18 protein-coding genes and 1 pseudogene are annotated in these 18376 nt (G+C 38.1%); 8 read left to right on the top strand and 11 right to left on the bottom strand.

Going from position 1 to position 18376, the window contains the following annotated elements; translation table 11 throughout:
* Positions 1-540: 540 nt before the first annotated feature.
* Positions 541-1413, bottom strand: coding sequence for a YitT family protein (locus tag SB658_RS15950; RefSeq protein ID WP_021481667.1), 873 nt, complete (start codon positions 1411-1413; stop codon positions 541-543).
* A gap of 254 nt (positions 1414-1667) precedes the next feature.
* On the opposite strand from SB658_RS15950, the gene SB658_RS15945 reads away from it, so the two are divergent.
* Positions 1668-1997, top strand: a complete 330-nt coding sequence (locus SB658_RS15945; RefSeq protein WP_021481668.1) for a winged helix-turn-helix transcriptional regulator — start codon at positions 1668-1670, stop codon at positions 1995-1997.
* Positions 1998-2079: 82 nt separating this feature from the next.
* Positions 2080-2652, top strand: a complete 573-nt coding sequence (locus SB658_RS15940; RefSeq protein WP_048654938.1) for an alpha/beta hydrolase — start codon at positions 2080-2082, stop codon at positions 2650-2652.
* A 52-nt stretch (positions 2653-2704) separates the two neighbouring features.
* Here SB658_RS15940 and SB658_RS15935 read toward each other — a convergent pair whose 3' ends face one another.
* Positions 2705-3130 carry a MaoC family dehydratase gene (locus SB658_RS15935; RefSeq protein WP_048654930.1) on the bottom strand — a complete coding sequence of 142 codons (426 nt, stop codon included), beginning with the start codon at positions 3128-3130 and terminating at the stop codon, positions 2705-2707.
* Positions 3131-3323: 193 nt separating this feature from the next.
* Positions 3324-4715, bottom strand: a complete 1392-nt coding sequence (gene pdxR / locus SB658_RS15930) for a MocR-like pyridoxine biosynthesis transcription factor PdxR (RefSeq protein WP_048654929.1) — start codon at positions 4713-4715, stop codon at positions 3324-3326.
* 154 nt (positions 4716-4869) lie between these two features.
* On the opposite strand from pdxR, the gene SB658_RS15925 reads away from it, so the two are divergent.
* Together SB658_RS15925 and SB658_RS15920 are read left to right on the top strand one after the other, a co-directional pair.
* On the top strand, positions 4870-5733 hold the full coding sequence (locus SB658_RS15925) for a DMT family transporter (protein WP_144500888.1): 864 nt from the start codon (positions 4870-4872) through the stop codon (positions 5731-5733).
* A 420-nt stretch (positions 5734-6153) separates the two neighbouring features.
* Complete coding sequence (locus tag SB658_RS15920; RefSeq protein WP_003243990.1) at positions 6154-6813, top strand: lipoprotein; 660 nt, start codon at positions 6154-6156, stop codon at positions 6811-6813.
* Between the two features lie 351 nt (positions 6814-7164).
* Here the strand turns inward: SB658_RS15920 and SB658_RS15915 are convergent, their stop codons facing one another.
* The 4 genes from SB658_RS15915 to SB658_RS15900 all read right to left on the bottom strand — a co-directional run bounded on the left by SB658_RS15915 (position 7165) and on the right by SB658_RS15900 (position 11390).
* A complete protein-coding gene (locus SB658_RS15915; protein ID WP_003234230.1) occupies positions 7165-7758 on the bottom strand; it encodes a YdeI/OmpD-associated family protein in 594 nt (197 codons plus the stop codon).
* 236 nt (positions 7759-7994) lie between these two features.
* Positions 7995-8369: a hypothetical protein gene (locus SB658_RS15910; RefSeq protein WP_003243802.1), complete on the bottom strand. Its 375-nt coding sequence runs from the start codon at positions 8367-8369 to the stop codon at positions 7995-7997.
* A gap of 230 nt (positions 8370-8599) precedes the next feature.
* The gene (locus tag SB658_RS15905) at positions 8600-9892 is read right to left on the bottom strand and encodes an MFS transporter (RefSeq protein WP_144500899.1); all 1293 of its coding nucleotides are present in this window, start codon (positions 9890-9892) and stop codon (positions 8600-8602) included.
* Between the two features lie 109 nt (positions 9893-10001).
* Complete coding sequence (locus SB658_RS15900) at positions 10002-11390, bottom strand: aminotransferase-like domain-containing protein (RefSeq protein ID WP_019712425.1); 1389 nt, start codon at positions 11388-11390, stop codon at positions 10002-10004.
* Between the two features lie 225 nt (positions 11391-11615).
* On the opposite strand from SB658_RS15900, the gene SB658_RS15895 reads away from it, so the two are divergent.
* Positions 11616-12494 carry an AraC family transcriptional regulator gene (locus SB658_RS15895; protein ID WP_019712424.1) on the top strand — a complete coding sequence of 293 codons (879 nt, stop codon included), beginning with the start codon at positions 11616-11618 and terminating at the stop codon, positions 12492-12494.
* Positions 12495-12616: 122 nt separating this feature from the next.
* Here the strand turns inward: SB658_RS15895 and SB658_RS15890 are convergent, their stop codons facing one another.
* Positions 12617-13576: a DMT family transporter gene (locus SB658_RS15890; protein WP_015252746.1), complete on the bottom strand. Its 960-nt coding sequence runs from the start codon at positions 13574-13576 to the stop codon at positions 12617-12619.
* Between the two features lie 112 nt (positions 13577-13688).
* Between SB658_RS15890 and SB658_RS15885 the strand changes: the two genes are divergently transcribed.
* The 3 genes and pseudogenes from SB658_RS15885 (at position 13689) to SB658_RS15875 (ending at position 15927) form a co-directional block, all read left to right on the top strand.
* The gene (locus SB658_RS15885; RefSeq protein WP_410601911.1) at positions 13689-14564 is read left to right on the top strand and encodes an AraC family transcriptional regulator; all 876 of its coding nucleotides are present in this window, start codon (positions 13689-13691) and stop codon (positions 14562-14564) included.
* A gap of 67 nt (positions 14565-14631) precedes the next feature.
* Positions 14632-14898 (top strand): annotated as a pseudogene (locus SB658_RS15880) (DMT family transporter); the annotation flags it as partial.
* Positions 14899-15465: 567 nt separating this feature from the next.
* The gene (locus tag SB658_RS15875; protein WP_010886417.1) at positions 15466-15927 is read left to right on the top strand and encodes a CarD family transcriptional regulator; all 462 of its coding nucleotides are present in this window, start codon (positions 15466-15468) and stop codon (positions 15925-15927) included.
* Positions 15928-16610: 683 nt separating this feature from the next.
* On the opposite strand, the gene cspC is transcribed toward SB658_RS15875, so the two are convergent.
* From cspC to SB658_RS15860, 3 genes are all read right to left on the bottom strand, one after another.
* Positions 16611-16811, bottom strand: a complete 201-nt coding sequence (gene cspC, locus SB658_RS15870) for a cold shock protein CspC (protein ID WP_003234247.1) — start codon at positions 16809-16811, stop codon at positions 16611-16613.
* Positions 16812-17073: 262 nt separating this feature from the next.
* Positions 17074-17667 carry a type 1 glutamine amidotransferase family protein gene (locus SB658_RS15865; protein ID WP_003234249.1) on the bottom strand — a complete coding sequence of 198 codons (594 nt, stop codon included), beginning with the start codon at positions 17665-17667 and terminating at the stop codon, positions 17074-17076.
* Between the two features lie 349 nt (positions 17668-18016).
* Positions 18017-18202: a hypothetical protein gene (locus tag SB658_RS15860; protein ID WP_009966647.1), complete on the bottom strand. Its 186-nt coding sequence runs from the start codon at positions 18200-18202 to the stop codon at positions 18017-18019.
* Positions 18203-18376 lie beyond the last annotated feature (174 nt).

The following is an 18376-nucleotide window of genomic DNA, read 5'->3' as shown; positions in this document are numbered from 1 at the left end:
AATATATAAGCAAATCGTTATATACACGCCAAACGTTTATACATTCCCTTTTGCGTTTCCATATGCAGAGCTCCGTTTATCTTAAGGATCAAAATTTCAAAAACGAAAACCTGAGTCGCTCCCCGCGTTTCCTTAGCGCCACCGTCATTATATAAACTTTTATTTATATAAACAATCCCTTATATTCGGAACATCAAATATGTTTGATTCAATTAATATCAATCTCTTTATTTGCCTTTACCCATTGTACATTGAACCGAGTACGGCAATATAGCTTGTATTTGCTTTTGGCAGGAAGGATGACCAGGACAACACTTATGGCGGACAAAGCATTTCATTCCCAAATCAGTAACTGAAATGGATATCGGACAGGAAAGCATAATAGCAATCAGCAAAATACAAAAAATACCAAGGGTTTTGATACCCTTGGTATTTATGATTGAGACCTTCACCGGTTATTCACCCACAAGCCTCAAAAAAGTGTTTTTGATTAAATTACCCGCGGCATGTCAGTTACGGTTAAAAAGGTCATTCTATTTTTTAGTGATGATTAAGATTTCTAAAATTGCTGCCCTTCACTTCAGCTACGTCATATACGGTGACAAAGGCAGATTTATCAATATCATTAATAATTTCCTTTAGTTTGGTTTCTTCTAAACGGTTGATGACACATGTGATTTCTTTAAATTTCTCGTGGGAAAAACCCCCGTAAGCTTCTTTATATGTGGCGCTTCGGCCTAATTGATCACGTATTGTCTCTACCATTAATTCAGGTTGGGTTGTAATAATTTGAAAGGTTTTAGAGCCGCTTAAGCCTTCCTCCACAACATGAATCACTTTGGATGCAATGTAGTAAGCAATGACTGAAAGCAATGCCCCTTGTAAGCCAAATACTGTGGAAACAAAAATAAACACAAATAGGTTTAAGAATAGAATGAGATCGCTCGTTCCGAATGGCAGTTTTCGGGATAGCAGCACAGCAAGCATGTCAATTCCATCTAATGCGCCGCCATTACGCAGCGCCAGCCCCATTCCGAATCCAAGGATAATCCCGCCGACAACGGTAATTAACAGGGTATCTCCTTCTATGATAGCGGGTGTGTGGTGGAAAAAGCTTGTCCCCGCGGCAAGCGATACGATTCCGATAATTGATAATAATGCAAAGCTTTTCCCAATTTGCTTATATCCTAACCAGACAAATGGAATGTTGATCACAGCAATCAAAATCCCCAGCGGCAAGTTGAATAGCTGTGAACCAACGATGCTCAGACCCGTCACCCCTCCATCAGATACACTGTTTGGAATGAGCACTGTTTCTAGTCCATACGCCGCTATGATTCCTCCAATGATAACCATGATGATTTGGAAAATCATTTTCGCTTTAAATTTCTTATGTTTTTTGGTTGTATTCATACCATTCCTCATTTCTCAAATATTTCGTTATATTTAAATATACCATAATAGATATTTTCAGCTAAAAACATGCGTTTTTTTAAATAAAGTAATTAACAGTAAGGTAACCCTCTTTGACTTAGAACATTCATGTACCGTGCCGCCTGTTGAGCAAGCGGCCCCTTTCACTTCAGATCGTGAATCGCCCTCAAACTTCAACACCGAAAATCCTAATTTATTCTGATATGATACTTAAAAAAGGAGGTTTGATTACAATGAATAACCTGTGCCGCAGTAAACAAGCCCCATTTGAATACACCTTATCTCTTATAGGGGGCAAATGGAAAATGAGAATTCTCTATGAGTTAGGGTGTGAAAAAACGATGAGATACGGCGAGCTGAAAAGGGCTATGCCCTTCATCACCCATAAAATGTTAAGCGCACAGCTTAAGGAATTGCAAACTGACGGCCTTATTCATCGGTATGAGGTTTCTCAAACCCCACTGAAAGTAGAGTATTCGTTATCTGACAGAGGGCGATCTTTGTATCCCCTCATAGATGAAATGTGTAAGTGGGGAATGGCACAAGGAATGCCTCATATGTAAAACTACTTACAAAAAAGTGCGTACTTGTTTCCCATTGAGAGGAATTTTATACTGAATGAAAATGCTTCGTGTGGAGGAAAAAATGACAAAACAAGTCTATATCATTCATGGCTACGGAGCCTCCTCAACAAATCATTGGTTCCCTTGGCTGAAAAAACGTCTGCTCGCAGATGGGGTCCAAGCAGACATTTTAAACATGCCTAATCCGCTCCAGCCAAGACTTGAGGATTGGCTGGATACACTCTCTTTATATCAGCACACTTTACACGAAAATACGTATTTGGTTGCGCACAGCTTAGGGTGCCCTGCCATTTTGAGATTTTTGGAACATATTCAATTACGAAAACAGCTTGGCGGAATCATACTTGTTTCCGGCTTTGCCAAATCGTTGCCCACTTTACAGATGTTAGATGAATTTACACAGGGATCGTTTGATCATCAAAAAATCATCGAGTCCGCGAAGCACCGTGCTGTCATTGCTTCTAAGAACGACCAAATTGTTCCATTTTCATGGAGCAAGGAGCTGGCACAACAAATTGACGCTGCGTTATACGAAGTCCAGCACGGGGGTCATTTTCTAGAAAATGAGGGGTTTACTTCTTTGCCTATTGTTTATGATATTTTAACCTCTTATTTTTCAAAAGAAACCCGCTAACATCTTTCACCCATCTGCTTCAATCGAGCCCGCGAAAAGCGGGCTTTCTGAGTTATCGTTTCATCAATACGGATAACTCACCTTCAAACACTTTTACTTCTTTTTGATTATAAGTAGATAACAATACTGTGAGTATTCCCAATTCATTTCTCTTTGGCTGCTTATCAAGAACCTCAACAATTGTAAACAATTCATCATCCGGATATACGGGTTTTATGAATGTCATATGATTCATCTCTGTTCCGGCTATAATATCGTCTCCATAGAGACCTTCTTCAATCCAAAGTTTAAAAGATATGGCCAGTGTTTGTATGCCGGAAGCGATAATTCCATTAAATCTGCCTTTACTCGCTTTTTCTTCATCTACATGCATATACTGAGGGTCAAATTCACCCGCAAACCGCATAATATCATCTTTTGTTACTTTTAATGATTTCGTTTTGAAGACCTGGCCAATTGTAAACTCATCTAACTTCATTCTTACACCTCTATTTTTTCAATTGTCTATTTTGTTTATTTTAGCACTGTGATGAGCAAATAAAAAATTCTGTTTTTCGCTAAACAGACATATCGTGGGCTGGACTGCTGGCACTCATCATATACTTAAAAAATATTGAACAGCTCTCAACACTTAGTCGTCACTTGGCCTTTTTGCTAAACTGAAAGCTCCCTCATATCTTCCAGGCAGCCTTCAGTTTTTTTATGCCTTCTCTTATGTTGGATTCAGAAACCCCTGCAAACCCGAGCGAAACCGTTTTTGTAGGAGGATGATGTTGATAAGAAAGAGAAACAGGATAAATTTTTACTCCATGTTTTTTCGCCTTCTCAATTAACTCTTTTTCACCAAATGGCAAATAAACGTCAAGTAAGATACGAAGCCCAGAGTTTTCTCCGCGAATTCTGACATGCTCTCCTAATTCCCTTTGCACTGCCTCTAATACAATGGCTCTTTTTTTGCGGTAAAGTTTTCTCATTCTGTTGATGTGTTTTTGCCACTCTCCATTTTTTATAAAATCAGCTAGGGTTAGCTGACTGTGGCAGGACACTGTCTGCTTATATAAGGACGTGATTTCATGCCCCTTTTTTAAAAGAGGCGAAGGAAGAATCATATAGCTGATACGCAGCGAGGGCAAAAGAGACTTAGAAAAAGTGCCCATATAAATGACACGGTTATGCTGATCAAGCCCTTGCAGAGAAGGAACCGGCTGTCCTGTGTACCTAAATTCCCCGTCATAATCATCCTCTATGATAAAGGATTGATTTTCGGCCGCCCATTTGAGCAGCTGAATTCTTCTGTTGATCGTCATGATTGTTCCCAGCGTAAATTGATGGGAAGGTGTGACATATACAAGGTTTGGCTGCTGTTCTTTGATCTTCTGTATACAGATTCCTTCAGCATCGACTGGTATAGGAACAATATTCATGCGGTTGGCTTCAAAAATCTTGCGTGCTCTTGGATAACCAGGATCCTCATACCCTATAGAAATATTCGGCTCAAAAACTTGGCACAAGATTTGCAGCAGAATAGGGTTCCCGGCACCTATAATCACTTGTTCAGGGCCGCAATGAACACCCCGAGATTGATACAGGTACTCTGCAATGAGTGTTCTCAGCTCAAACTCTCCTAAAACATGTCCCGGCCGATAAAGCTCGTGTCCATATTGGTCTAAGCTATTGACCATGCTTTTTCGCCATGCGGAAAAAGGGAAGTAAGAAGAATCTACATTTCCATAATGAAAATCAATCCATTGTTTATTTTCTTCTGCTTCTTGTTGAATGGGTGTTGTGCTTGGCATTCTATCATAAGCAAAATCAGAATCATGATAATCAGCAAACCACCCGCTTCTTGGCTTGCTCACAATATAACCTTCAGCAGCGAGCTGTTCATAGGCACGTTCTACAGTCGTTTGGCTGATGGAAAGCTGATTCGCCAAAAGTCTTTTTGAAGGAAGCTTCATTCCTTTTTGAATACGGCCCCGATGCATATTTTCTTTAAAATACCGATAAAGCTGCTGATAAAGCGGAATATCCAGAGTTCTATTCAAAAAAGGCGTGATATCCATTTGCGCGTTGTTCTCCTAACTGGTATGCATTTTTTTATGAAAACTGGCTGTTTATAAAAGGCCAATTCCAGTTTATAGTCATTGTAATCCTTAACTGCTGGTTTTGTTAAGAAAATACAGGCAATGAACAAGAAAGATATGTGGAGTGATTGTAATGAACAAACGAACAAATGGCTGGATAAATGGTTTTATAGGCGTACTCATTTTCAGCGGCTCGCTGCCTGCGACCCGTTTGGCTGTGTCGGACTTCGATCCGCTGTTCCTCACCGTATGCCGCGCTGCGATAGCTGGTGTACTGGCGGGAAGTCTCCTTCTCATCTTCCGGCAGCAGCATCCTGCCAAAAGAGACCTCATTTCATTATTAGTGGTAGCGTTTGGCGTAGTGATTGGTTTCCCGTTGCTGACAGCTTTAGCGCTTCAGCATGTCACATCCGCACACGCCATTGTCTTCATTGGACTTCTTCCGCTTGCAACGGCGGTCTTCGGCGTACTGCGCGGGGGTGAACGCCCCCGCCCCGTCTTCTGGATTTTCTCAGCCGTTGGCAGCTTGTTAGTAGCAGGTTTCGCACTCATTCAGGGGGGAGGTTCATCCCCGCTTGGCGACGCGTACATGCTGGCTTCTATTGTCGTATGCGGTCTTGGTTATGCAGAAGGGGCAAGGCTTTCACGGCGTCTGGGGAATTGGCAGGTGATCTCATGGGCACTCGTTCTGTCACTCCCTCTTATGCTGCCATTGTCGTTCTTTTTTACGCCGGACTCATGGTCGGCGATCGGCGTTCCCGCACTGCTCAGTCTTGCATATGTATCCTTATTCAGCATGCTGATCGGCTTTGTGTTCTGGTATCGAGGTCTTGCCCAAGGCGGAATTGCGGCGGTTGGGCAGCTCCAGCTTCTCCAGCCTTTTTTTGGACTGCTGCTTGCCTCAGTGATTCTGCACGAGAAAGTGGGCTGGGCACTCGTAGCAGTAAATATCGCCGTTATCATGTGTGTTGCTGCTGCACGGCGATTTGCAAAGTAAGGCAGACCTTTATCGTAAACTTCAAAAATGCATGAAGGTATAAAAATACCAAGGGTTGCTGGCCCTTGGTATTTTGCACGCGATCGAGCAGACTTGAGTCTCCCGCTTAGACATATAAGTCAACACCCATTTACCTGCCGCCATTATCAAATCCGCTCTAATAAATCCCCCACTTTTTCTGCCATGACACGAGGTGGATAAGGCATTTCGTTTTTGTTTGCATTTATATCCCACTTTACATTCAATACCTGAAGAAAAAGGGGCAAAACTTCTTAAGATTCTTAGGTTTTCGCGATGCTATTCAAGATCGTTTCCTCTTCTTAAACAGTTTTCAATATCATCCTATCTATTCCATGGTAATATTTAGATACATAAACTTATATATGAAGCTGACCTGAATTAATAGAGAGGAATGAAAAAATGAAGAAACGCAGAAAGATATGTTATTGCAATACTGCCCTGCTGCTTATGATTTTGCTTGCTGGATGTACGGACAGTAAGGATGGAGAAGCACAACAACCTTCAAATCAAGCTTCTGCTGTGCAAACTGACGAAAAACACACTGAGCCTGAAGAGAGCACCAAAATACGCAAGGATGAAGCGGAGCCAATAACAGAATCAGAAGAATCCGCAACAAAAGCTGCAAATGATACCTCTTCAGCAGAAGAGAAAAGCAAAGAAGACAATGTATTGGCAGCATACTCTTCGGAAAAAATTGAATATGCCAGAGTTTGGCTTCAACTTGGACCTAATCAAGAGATAGATGAATTAAATGTTCGACATATTGCGGCTGGCGAGCCAATTAATCCTAATGATGATACAAGTGCCAGCTATCCAGAAAATGTGACCCAGTTGGCAGGTTCTCGTTTAGTGGATGGATCAGTCACTTATCATGGCAATGGGGATGGCACAATTCATGTATATAATGTGCCTTTACGCTGGGATTCCGCTGATGATATAGAAAAAGGCGTCATGCGGGAAGTGACTGAGAGTATCATAAAAAACAGAAAAACAGTGTACGTTGATACAGGCGACGATGAAAAAATCAAGCGGCTCATTGATATCATGATGATTCATTAATCAGTATTCGTTTGTCTGCACCTGACTAAAAACAATGGTTAATAAGGTATATTAATACAAAAACAAAGTTTGGAGTGTAGTAACTTGCTAAAAATCTTCCGGTTCTATTAGTTCTCCTAGGCATTCTAAATGTAATGAGCCATACCATTGAGCTATTTCATTGGATAGATTTCTAGGTGTTGCATTAATATTTTATAACGCTGTCTAGTGGCATACAATGTTAGAAGCATTTCAGCAGTAAGTGAATGTTGTCCTAAGAAAAAACAAGCATCTTACTATGCTTGTTTTTCTTCTATAGAAATGATCTTATTACGCTATGATGCTATTCCTTTAGCCTGAACCTTGGCGTGCCTAATCCTTTAATCCCTTTCCATCGAGAATTTTTTGCACATATTTTTCGACTCTCGATTCTCGGGTTTTGGATTGTTTGGCTTGAGAAAAATAAAGAGTGTACGCTCTTTGCCGTCCCGGGGTCAAAGCTTCAAAAGCAATTTTCAATGCAGGGATTTCATCGAATTTATTTTGAAGTTCTTCAGGAATGTTCAATTCAATATTTTTGTTAACATCCACTTTCAAACCGGCTTTTTCAACTTCAATGGCTTCGTGAATATAGGCTTTCAAAATGTTTTCTAGCTCATTTATTTCCTGAACATTTGTAAACCGAATCTGGCGCGCCGCCTGTACATTCTCCGTTTGTTGAATGAGAATTCCATCTGTATCCTGTAATAAGACGCCTTTGTGGAACAGAAGCGCGCAATATTCTTTAAACCCATGTATTAAAACAATATTTTTATTATGATATGTGTAACAAGGATGCATCCACTTAAAATCTTCAGTCAGCTCACAGTCAAGAATGATGGTTCTCAACTTCTCAAATTCTTCCTTCCACTTTTTCGCTTTACTTAAAAATTCATCAACCTTCGGATTTGTTCTGCTATTTGTCATGAAGGAATTCCCCTCTTTCCAATCTTTTTACATTTACGTGAATTCACAATAATGAAGTCCAGTTTTATTTTTGACATCTCGGTATTTATTTTATTCTTCTATAGGTTCCTTCTCTTATTATTCAATAGATTAAGCTCAAAGTGGGGATGATGCAACAACAAAAAAAGAAGGCCCACAAGCCTTCTCTTTTTGTATAATTATTTCACTGACAATCTGAAAAAATAACAATTCGATGATTATATATCTTTTTTATTCTTGCCAATGCATAAGGTTACGGCAACACTAGCTATACTGACTAAAGTTCCTGCAATAGAAACTAGAATTGTCAAAAAGCCATTGGGAATAAGAAATCCAATTGGAATGAGCCCCAGAAAAGTGAAAACGATAAAACATTGGTATACACCAGATATTATTCTTACAACCAAATTGCCAAAAAAGGACATGACTAATGGAGGGATCAATAAAAATACAACGATTCCAATTGAGATCATCAAGATAATAGGTTCATCAAATGAGATGACATGATCTCCAGGCGACTCTTTAGCAGCCGCTAAAACAACAACGATAGACATCATTAGTGTAACAATAACAAGAGAAAACCTTTTTAACAACGTTATGACTCCTTTACCTAAAGCGAGTAATCCTGCCTTTTTCAAATCCGATAACCATTTTATGTGATTCAATTAAAGAATATGCAGTGAGTGACACAGCTATAAGGAATCCTGGTCAAATCTTTATAATAGATTTAATGGAGCAACTATAGTTAGTTAGATTATTAGACGACGCAATAGACTTTATCTAACAATATAACAAATTAATGTAAATTAAACAATCCTATCCTTTATCGTCCCCTAAACCATACCACCACTGGAATGAGTAATAAGGACAACATCCCTCCAGCAAATGATAATGCTAGGTAACTTGAACCTGCCACAATCATTCCAGATAATGCTCCGCCAGCAGCCCCTGACAACGCAATCAGAACATCCACTGTCCCCTGCGTTTTAGCTCGTGTGGCAGTATCAGTTGAATCTACAATAAGGGCAGTCCCGCTTATCAAACCAAAATTCCACCCTAATCCCAGTAAAGAAAGAGCAATGACGAGAAGAATCATAGATTCTCCCGGAGCAAATGCTGCTATTACACCTGCCAAAAGCAACGTTGTTCCAGAGGAAATAGCCATTGCGGTACGTCCCAACCTATCTACAAGAACACCTGTAACAAGTGAAGGGAGATACATAGCACCTATATGAAAACCAATAACAAGACCGACTGCACCCAAGTCATGCCCATGATGTCTCATATGAACCGGTGTCATTGTCATAATAGCTACCATTACTATTTGGGTAAGAACCATAACCGTTGCCCCAACGATTATCCCTTTTTTGTTTTCTGTATGCTCAGTTGCCGCCAAATGTCCTTTATCACCAGGCTCTTCATTTGCCGCTTCTATTGTTCTTGCTATAACTAATGGATCTGGACGAAGCATAATGAAAAGGACCACACCTGCTAACATATATGCTGCTGCGGCTAAAATGAAAGGGCCAGCAAGTGATGGAACACCAATAGAAAGAGCGAAATCCCCCATCACATTCACTAAGCTTGGACCTGCCACTGCGCCAAATGTAGTAAAAACCATGGTTATACTAACAGCAGTCGCTCGCTGCTTATGATTTGCTAAGTCTGTACCTGCATAACGGGCCTGTAAATTAGTGGCTGTACCTGCACCGTAAATAAGCAACGAAATAAATAACAAGAAAATACTATTTATGATTGCTGCCATAATAACGCCTATTGCTCCAAGTCCGCCAATCATAAAGCCAGCTGAAAGACCTGTTCGACGGCCATAACGTTGAGAAAGTCTTCCAACAATTAATGCAGATCCTGCTGACCCTAAAGTAAATAAAGCAGAAGGCAAACCAGCAAACGCATCAGTGCCAAGCATTTGCTGTGCAATAAGCGCACCGACAGTCACTCCTGCCGCCAGCCCCGCACCGCCAAAAATTTGTGAGATACTCACAACGAATAGTGTACGCTTGTATAACGATTTTTGTTTTTCTGGTGAACTGATGTAGCTCTGTAATGAAGCAGTTTGAACATCTATTGCTTTTACGCTGTCCTTGTCTAACATCATCTGACCTTCCTTTCTAAAAGCCAATTTTGTATAAACCTCCCTCTAGATGTGGATCATCATAACACGCACAAAAAAGCCATACAATGTCATAATTGTATGGCAAACAATATTAGGTAAGATCGTCTAGCAAACGTCTCAGGATCATTAATCCTTGTTCAAGCTCTTCAAGTGTTTTTGGTGCACAGACAGAAACCCTTACAGCCCTTTCAGGACAACTATTTCCCACTACAAAGCGTTCAGCCGCATACACTTGCACGCCATGTCGAGCAGCCAATTCTTCAAATTCGGCACCAGACATTTTACCCGGTAACAACAACCAACGAAAAATGCCTGTTTCAACACCTAAACATGTATATCCCGCAACATATCGGTTTACGAGTTGATTTCTGCGAATGGTTTGTTCACGATGACTCTCAATTAAGACTTCAAATTGATTTGATACAATCGTGCGAGCAGTAAGTTCAGCTAATAGCGGGGAAACGGTTATATTTAAATTATAAAGCGCCTTCGATATTGGCTCCTTATATTGTCTCGGCACTGCTACATAAGCCAAACGCAGGCCTGGCGCTAACGATTTTGATAAACTTGCAATATGAATAACCTGTTGCGGTGCGAATGAGGCGAGTGCCGGAAGCGGATTTTTGTTGAGAAGATGGTACGATGCATCCTCAATAACAAATAGATTATATTTCTTTGCAATGTCTGCAACCATTCTTCGATTCTCAACAGACATAAAGGAAGTCGTCGGATTATGATAATCCGGGATTAAATACAAACCTTTAATATTTTCGTTTTTACACGCATATTCAAGTGACTCCGGACTCATTTCATCGTTTTCTGATTTTATCGGTACGATTTGCACACTAAGCAATGATGCAACAGTTTTTAATCCAGGGTACGTATGATGGTCAACACCGATGCGATCTCCAGGCTTACAAAGACTCGCCAATGTCGCAGCAATCGCATTTTGCCCTCCATTTGCAAATAAAATGTGATCCACGGATGTTTCAAATCCGCCTCTTTGGATGAGCTTTACAGCTGCATCTTTTTGCCAAAGGCTTTCGCCTGCCCGGCCGTAGCTAAACCATTTTTCATAATCCTCCTCCTGAATCATGTTTTTCAGTTGGTGTAACAAGGGCTCATATGAAGCGTGATCTGGAAGTATTGCTCCCATTTCAATTAAATGTGTCGGCTTTGTATCCTCAAGTAAATACGCATTCGACAACGCATCATACGATACAAATGTGCCGCTCCCTACAGTCGCACTCAGCAGCCCCTTTAACTCACACACTTTAAATGCTTTGGAAATCGTACTCACATTTAAATCTAAATAATCGGCCAATTCTCGCTGTGGAGGAAGTTTTGTTCCAGGTAATAAAACTCCGTTTAAAATATCCTGTTCCAATTGCCCTGCAAGTGCTTTATAAATAGGCTTTTCAGCTTTATCAATCGATGGCTTCCAGCTCATCGGATAATTTTCAAAAGAATTGATAGGCATGATACGCATCCTTTTTCACTCAATTATATGAATGTGCTGCTTATAAGACAATTATAACTTTCTTTATTGATGCCTTTTTATGAACAGCATGCTTCAATAAAACCTGTACAAATACAAGTGAATCACTTACTTTATTTCATATAAGTCATCCTGCAAAACTGTGCACAGAATGTCGGATAAATACATTTCACTCCTGTTATTCTTTGGTTAAAGGAGGCCAAATAAATGGATTTGCTTAAAAGTATGAATAGGGCGTTAAAGTATATTGAAGAAAACCTCACTAATGATATTGATTTTCAAGAGGCAGCAAAGCTTGCTTTCTGCTCTGAATATCATTTTAAAAGGATGTTTTCCTTCCTTGCAGGTATTTCATTATCGGAATATATTCGTCGCAGACGTCTTACTCTTGCAGCTTTTGAACTGAAAGACAGCAATGTAAAAGTGATTGATATTGCAATAAAGTACGGTTATAACTCACCAGATTCTTTTGCACGGGCATTCCAAAATTTACATGGCATAAACCCATCAAAAGCCAGACTTAATGGCCATTCCCTTAAAGCTTATCCACGAATGACCTTCCAGCTAACAATTAAAGGAGGAAATGAAATGAACTACCGTATTGAAGAAAAAGAGGCATTTCGCATCGTTGGCATTAAAAAAAGAGTTCCTATTATTTTCAAAGGAATTAATCCGGAAATTGCATCTATGTGGGAAAGTTTAGATGAAAAAGCAATAAATAAACTAAAAGAGCTTTCTAATGTAGCACTATCAGGACTCATTAGTGCATCCACCAATTTTTCTGAAGGTCGGACAGAGGAAAAAGGAGAGCTCGATCACTATATTGGCGCAGCCACAACGAAACAGTGTCCAGATAACTTCTCACGGCTTGAAGTTCCTGCCTCAACATGGGCTGTATTCGAATCAATCGGGCCATTTCCGGATACACTGCAAGAAGTATGGGGACGCATTTATTCCGAATGGTTTCCATCGTCAAATTACGAACAAATAGAAGGTCCAGAAATATTGTGGAACGAGCATAAGGATGTAACATCACCATCTTTTAAAAGCGAAATTTGGATACCAATTACAAAAAAGAAAAATTGAAGGTTCTTGAAGAAAAAATACCAAGGGCGTCAAAACCCTTGGTATTTTTGATATTGCCGAGAGGGCTCAAACTCCACCAGTGTTTTTCATTGCCGGACCGGTCATGTAAGCAAAAAAAGCCCCTATATATCCCGATTTGCATGATTCCTAATCTTTAATATCGATTTTTCACTCTCCATAGAAGGCTCTTTATGTAAAGCCAATATTAAAGTTATCCCTATAATACAAATAGCACCAATCCATTGAAAAGAACCAAATGGCGCTTTTAACCAAACGACAGTTGTTACAACAGCTGATAGAGGCTCTAGACTGCCTAGTAGGCTTGTTTCTTTTGGAGAGAGGCTTTCCAAGCTTTTTATGAAGAACCAGAACGCAATCATTGTTCCAAATAATATCACAAATAAAATATATGCATACGCCTCAGCAGTTAATCGTTGAAAATCCAGTTGCCATGGCGGATGGATAAAACCCAATGCAAAACCGCCAATAATCATAGCCCAACCTACAACGACAAGAGAATCAAATTTATTTAATAAACCAACGGCATACAAAGTATAAAAAGCTGCCGCGAATCCTGATAAAACTCCCCATACTACTGCAGCTGCCGGCACTGAAAGTTGAGACATTGAACCATTTGTTAACAAAAAAAAGCAACCCACTAAAGCAAGTACAACAGTAATGATATCTTGTTTGGTAAGAACCGTTTGTTTTCGCAAAAGCGTGTAGATAATGACGATTACTGGGGATAAATATTGCAATAATGTAGCAACGGCAGCATTCCCATGTTGAATGGATGCCATATATGTGTACTGCACAGCTAGCATTCCCAATAGGCCAAAAATAAGAAGCTGGCCAGCCGACGCTTTGTTTCTCCAAACCTCAATAACCTGAGACCGATCCTTTCTGAACAGTTGCAGCATTAAAAGTAACATTCCAGCCGTAAGCAAGCGTGTCGTTACAAGCCAATTGACATCAATTTGATATTCTTGAAAAAGTTTTTTGGCTACTGTGCCTCCAATCCCCCAACATGTCGCCCCTGTGATAACATAGAACAATCCCATTCTTCTATTGGAAGTATTCATACATGACTCCTCACTAATAAATATAATAATAGTGTTATAATAAATGCAAAACATGATAAAAAATACTCAAATTGAATGAAAAAATATAAATATATTGAGGTGTGAAGTCAGAATGAAGAATTTTGTGATCGATCAAAATTTAAAAGAATTAACAGAGCACCGAACGGTAGAATTGCCAGTTGCCTGCTACAAGACAACGATCAATCAAAATATAAATGGCTATATTCCGCTTCATTGGCATGATGAAATCCAATTTGTTTTGATACTAAAAGGGATAGCTCTCTTTCAAATAAATGAAGAAAAAATAGAGGTTCACGAAGGGGATGGATTATTTATCAATAGCGGCTGCCTGCACATGGCCGAAGAAAAGGAAGGCTCGGATTGTACGTATATTTGCTTGAATGTGTCACCCCATTTCGTTTTATCTCAGGAACTGTATTCAAGCTATGTTCAGCCCTATATGTTTTCAACCAATTTGCCCTATTTATTTTTGGCTGGAAATCAACAGTGGGCAAAAAATATTCTAGATGCTGTTAAAAAAATAAATCAATTGATTCAACAAAAGACATCGCTCTATGAGATTGACATTACGATGCAATTAACGTTAATGTGGAAAAACCTGGTCGTTAATGGTTTTCAATTAGAGTACGATCAATCTGAAATGATAAAAAGTCATCGAATGAAACAAATGTTAAACTGGATCCATCTCCATTATGTTGAAAAAATCACATTAGAGGACATTGCAAAAGCTGGCCAACTGAGCCGTTCTGAATGCTGCCGTTATTTTAAACGAATGCTGAATAAGACGCCATTACGTTATGTAATGGATTATAGAATTCAAAAAAGCTTATTATTACTGCAACACCCTGAATCCAATGTGACAGAAGTGTCTTATCAAGTTGGATTTAACAGTACCAGTTATTTCATAAGTAAATTTCAACAAGCGATGAATATGACGCCATTATCATACAAAAAAATGAATTCATAAAGTTTATTCTATTAATAAATGGAGTCCCTGTTAATGGTACTCCCCTAGCACGATTTTTACGCCACTACTGCTTGACCCTAAAATTCTAGGTGGCCTTTTGTATTTGGGAATTGTTTCAACAGCTTGTGCATTTTTATTGTGGAACCACGGCTTACAATTATTAAATGCCTCAAGTGGAGGCCTCTTTTTCTTTTTTCAGCCTCTGGTTGGAACCTTACTCGGATGGATTCTGCTTGGAGAACAAATAGGCGGGACATTTTGGATAGGTTCGTTTTTAATTCTGAGCGGTGTTTTATTAGTCATTAAAGAGAAAGAAAAAGAAGTGAAGTCATAACAAAAAAAAGCAAACTATTTTATATAGTTTGCTTTTCAATTAACCTTGTTCTTTCCCCTTTACTTCTTTATGTTCTGGTCTTCATTTATAATCTCTCCTTTCTTTATTTTTCTTCTCGCCTCAATACCCATTTGAAGGTTGTCAATTTCCCTGATAATAATGCCAATTTGGTGGCTAAATGTTTATCAACAAACCTTTTTCTGCTTGCAAGATAAGTGAAAATGCATCATTAAGTAAGTCGGCCGTTATCCATATCAAATCGGTAAAGAAATTAGAACTTAATCATGTGCTTTAAATATTTTTAGCTGACATTTCACGAATATCGTTCTTTCTTATCTACTCAAATCATTTCTGTAATGTCATTGAGCCAATGAAAAACTGCTCACACGGATCAATTGACCTTTTCCTGATTGGAAATCCGACACGTTCCCTATTGTTTTTGCTTGATCTGTTTTTTCAAAAAAGTTATTGACATCAAAAATTCGATCATGTTATTATTAAAATTTTGATATTACACCTCCATATATGGTAATCTTAAGAAGGATACCATATATGGAGGTGGATGATATGTTTCAAATTGGCGATAACATTGTTTATCCAATGCACGGAGCAGGTATAATTGAAGCCATAGAAGAAAAAGAATTCTTAGAGGAAAAACAACAGTATTATGTCATAAGAATGTCAATCAGTAATATGACAGTTATGATTCCAACGAGTAAAATATTGAGTTCGAATATACGACCAGTTACCGATATACTTGCATTAAAACACATTATGCACATTTTTCAGCATGGAGAATCCGATAGGTTACTGCCATGGAAGCAAAGGTACAAAATAAACACGGACAAAATAAAAACAGGTGAAATACAAGAAGGTGCTGAAGTTGTACGTGATTTAATGCGTATGAAGAAAGAAAAAGCACTTAATGCAAGCGAAAAAAAAATGCTGGATAATGCATATGAATTTTTGATTAGTGAACTGGAAGTAATTAAAGGAATCACTGAAAAACAAATAAAAAGTTTTGGTTAGATACATCCCAAAAGATATTTCGGAATATTATGATGAAAAGCAAATCTTCTCCAACTTATGTTTAGAACATTAACGACCTCTTTTGTTATTCCTACATTCTAATCCATTTTTATTATTTACATTTCTTCTGCGAAGATTGAAGTTTTACCAAAAAACTCAATAAAATAGTCACTTGTTATTAGTATCCTGATTCACACTGGCACGGACAAGGAGCCGTAAGGATGGAAGAGAGGTAGGGCTTTCATTGTTTTAGGTATCTCTAAGTGATTATTTCCAGGAGAAAAAAACAATCGATCTCCTCATTATTTTTAAGAATTTCTTATATCCACTGCCACATTGAATAATAATTGTTTATCTTCTTCTCATAAAAGAGATATGCGAGTTGATAACATTTAGATGAAACCATTTTTATAATTCATCTAATCTTACTTAAATGAACGAACAGGTTAGTGAAAAAAAGAGTTATCTATGCTTGAACAAAAAATTAAATATTTTATATACATTCCGCATATTGTCAATCCAGTATGTTATACTGTAAACAAACCTTTGAAGTTTTAAATCTTTTTCTATTACCTTGTAGCATCTCCCTACTCGAACGTTGAGTAGGGTTTTTTATTGAGTATGATATAGACATAAAAAAACAGGCCCTATATAAAGAGCCTGTTTGTATAAACGAATGAAGATTAAGCTTTTTGAACGTTAGCAGCTTGAGCTCCACGAGCACCTTGCTCAACGTCAAACGATACTTTTTGACCTTCGTCTAAAGATTTGAATCCGTCACTTTGGATTGCAGAAAAGTGTACGAATACATCGTCTCCATTTTCGCGTTCGATAAAGCCAAAACCTTTTTCTGCATTAAACCATTTAACTGTACCTTGTTCCATTTTTGTTGCCTCCTAGTGTGTAACCACACAGTATATACTATCCTTGCCCAAAGTATCATCAAGACGAAAAGTCAATCTTCATACTATCCTTTACACCGAACAAAAATAATTCTTCTTTATTATATCAGGTATCGGAAATAACTGCAAATTAATATTGATGGCATTATTTGTTAAACTTGACCTCAAATCATCTTTCTTTGCTTTATTAGGAAATTCAACTCAATCGCAAAGCCCCCTATTCGGGAAAATCATTTCCAGCAAATTAATCAACAAATGGATTTCCATATTTATCACAAAAATGATAAAAACCATAACGATTCATATACATCATTTTCTCTATGTTCTCAGGAGTATCAAAATCAATCATCTCTAAAATTAAATTAGTAAATTCAATAGGGGCAGTTCCATTAGCAGTAACCAAATTTTTATCTCTTACTGCTTGTTTCTCTACAAAACTGCTAATCGGTTTATATTGTTTGTAATCTTTCCATAAGTAAACAAAATTACCTGTATGGCTATGATTATTCAGCAAACCATTCTTCGCCAAAAAATCCACTGCACCGCATATCGCTGCTATTGGAATGTTTTTTTGAAATGCAGTTTTTACAAAATGTAATAGTTTTTTATTGTCATTACTCCAGGAATCCCCGCCAATCATAACTAGCAAATTAAAATTTGCAGGTTCTAACCCTATTATGTAATCGACAGATGTTTTAAAACCACCTATTGAGCTTACAATAGGGTCTAAAGAAACAGTGTGAACCGACCAATCTTCTCTTTGATTTAATGCAGATGCTAAGTAAACACCTTCCCAATCTGCATACTGGTCTAATATAAGAAATAACGCCTTTTTCACAACTATATACCGCCTTAGATTATAAGTTTTTTATTATCCAACCTTTTCGATTTGTTACGAAGAAAAAATACTCTATCTTCCGTACCTGCCCTTCCCCAACAATTTGGGGTCAGGTGAGTGCGATAAAGAGGAGTGTTCATCACATCCCTGTAATCTTTGAGTAACGTTTCCTCTTGCAACATTCATACGATAATATTTCATCAGAAAGCATTAAATCTCCTGTTCATGAAAATAATCAACGACTTCAATTGATTATATAAGCTGTAATCTCCAATTTGTTTCATTTTTCAAGGAATAATAAAGAAGGATACTACATAAGTAACATCCTTCTTTCCCAACTTTATGACTTTTAATTTGCTTGCTGTGCTTGTTTTACTGATTCTTTGCTAAAAAGTCCAACAATATTCCACAACACAATTACAGAAGCTATTATTAAACGAGTAGTACTGACTTCTTGGTTAGTAAATAATTTATAACCATATATTGATCCCAATGCTACTATACAAAAAACATTGAACCATTTACTCCAACGCAATTAAAAAACTCCTTTTTAATTAATTACATCTCCATACAATCTGTATACATTTATTATAGTACCAGTATTTTATTGAAAATATATAAAATTTTTCAATATCTAATCTTAAACCTTTCTTAACTGATCCTATAAATCATTACTTTCACACTTGTTACGTTGGCAAAATAAAAAGAA

Source organism: Bacillus sp. SIMBA_008, from assembly GCF_046535495.1.
Classification (GTDB): domain Bacteria; phylum Bacillota; class Bacilli; order Bacillales; family Bacillaceae; genus Bacillus; species Bacillus subtilis.
The sequence above is the reverse complement of the archived record's forward strand: the minus strand, read 5'-3'. Positions and strand labels throughout refer to the sequence as shown.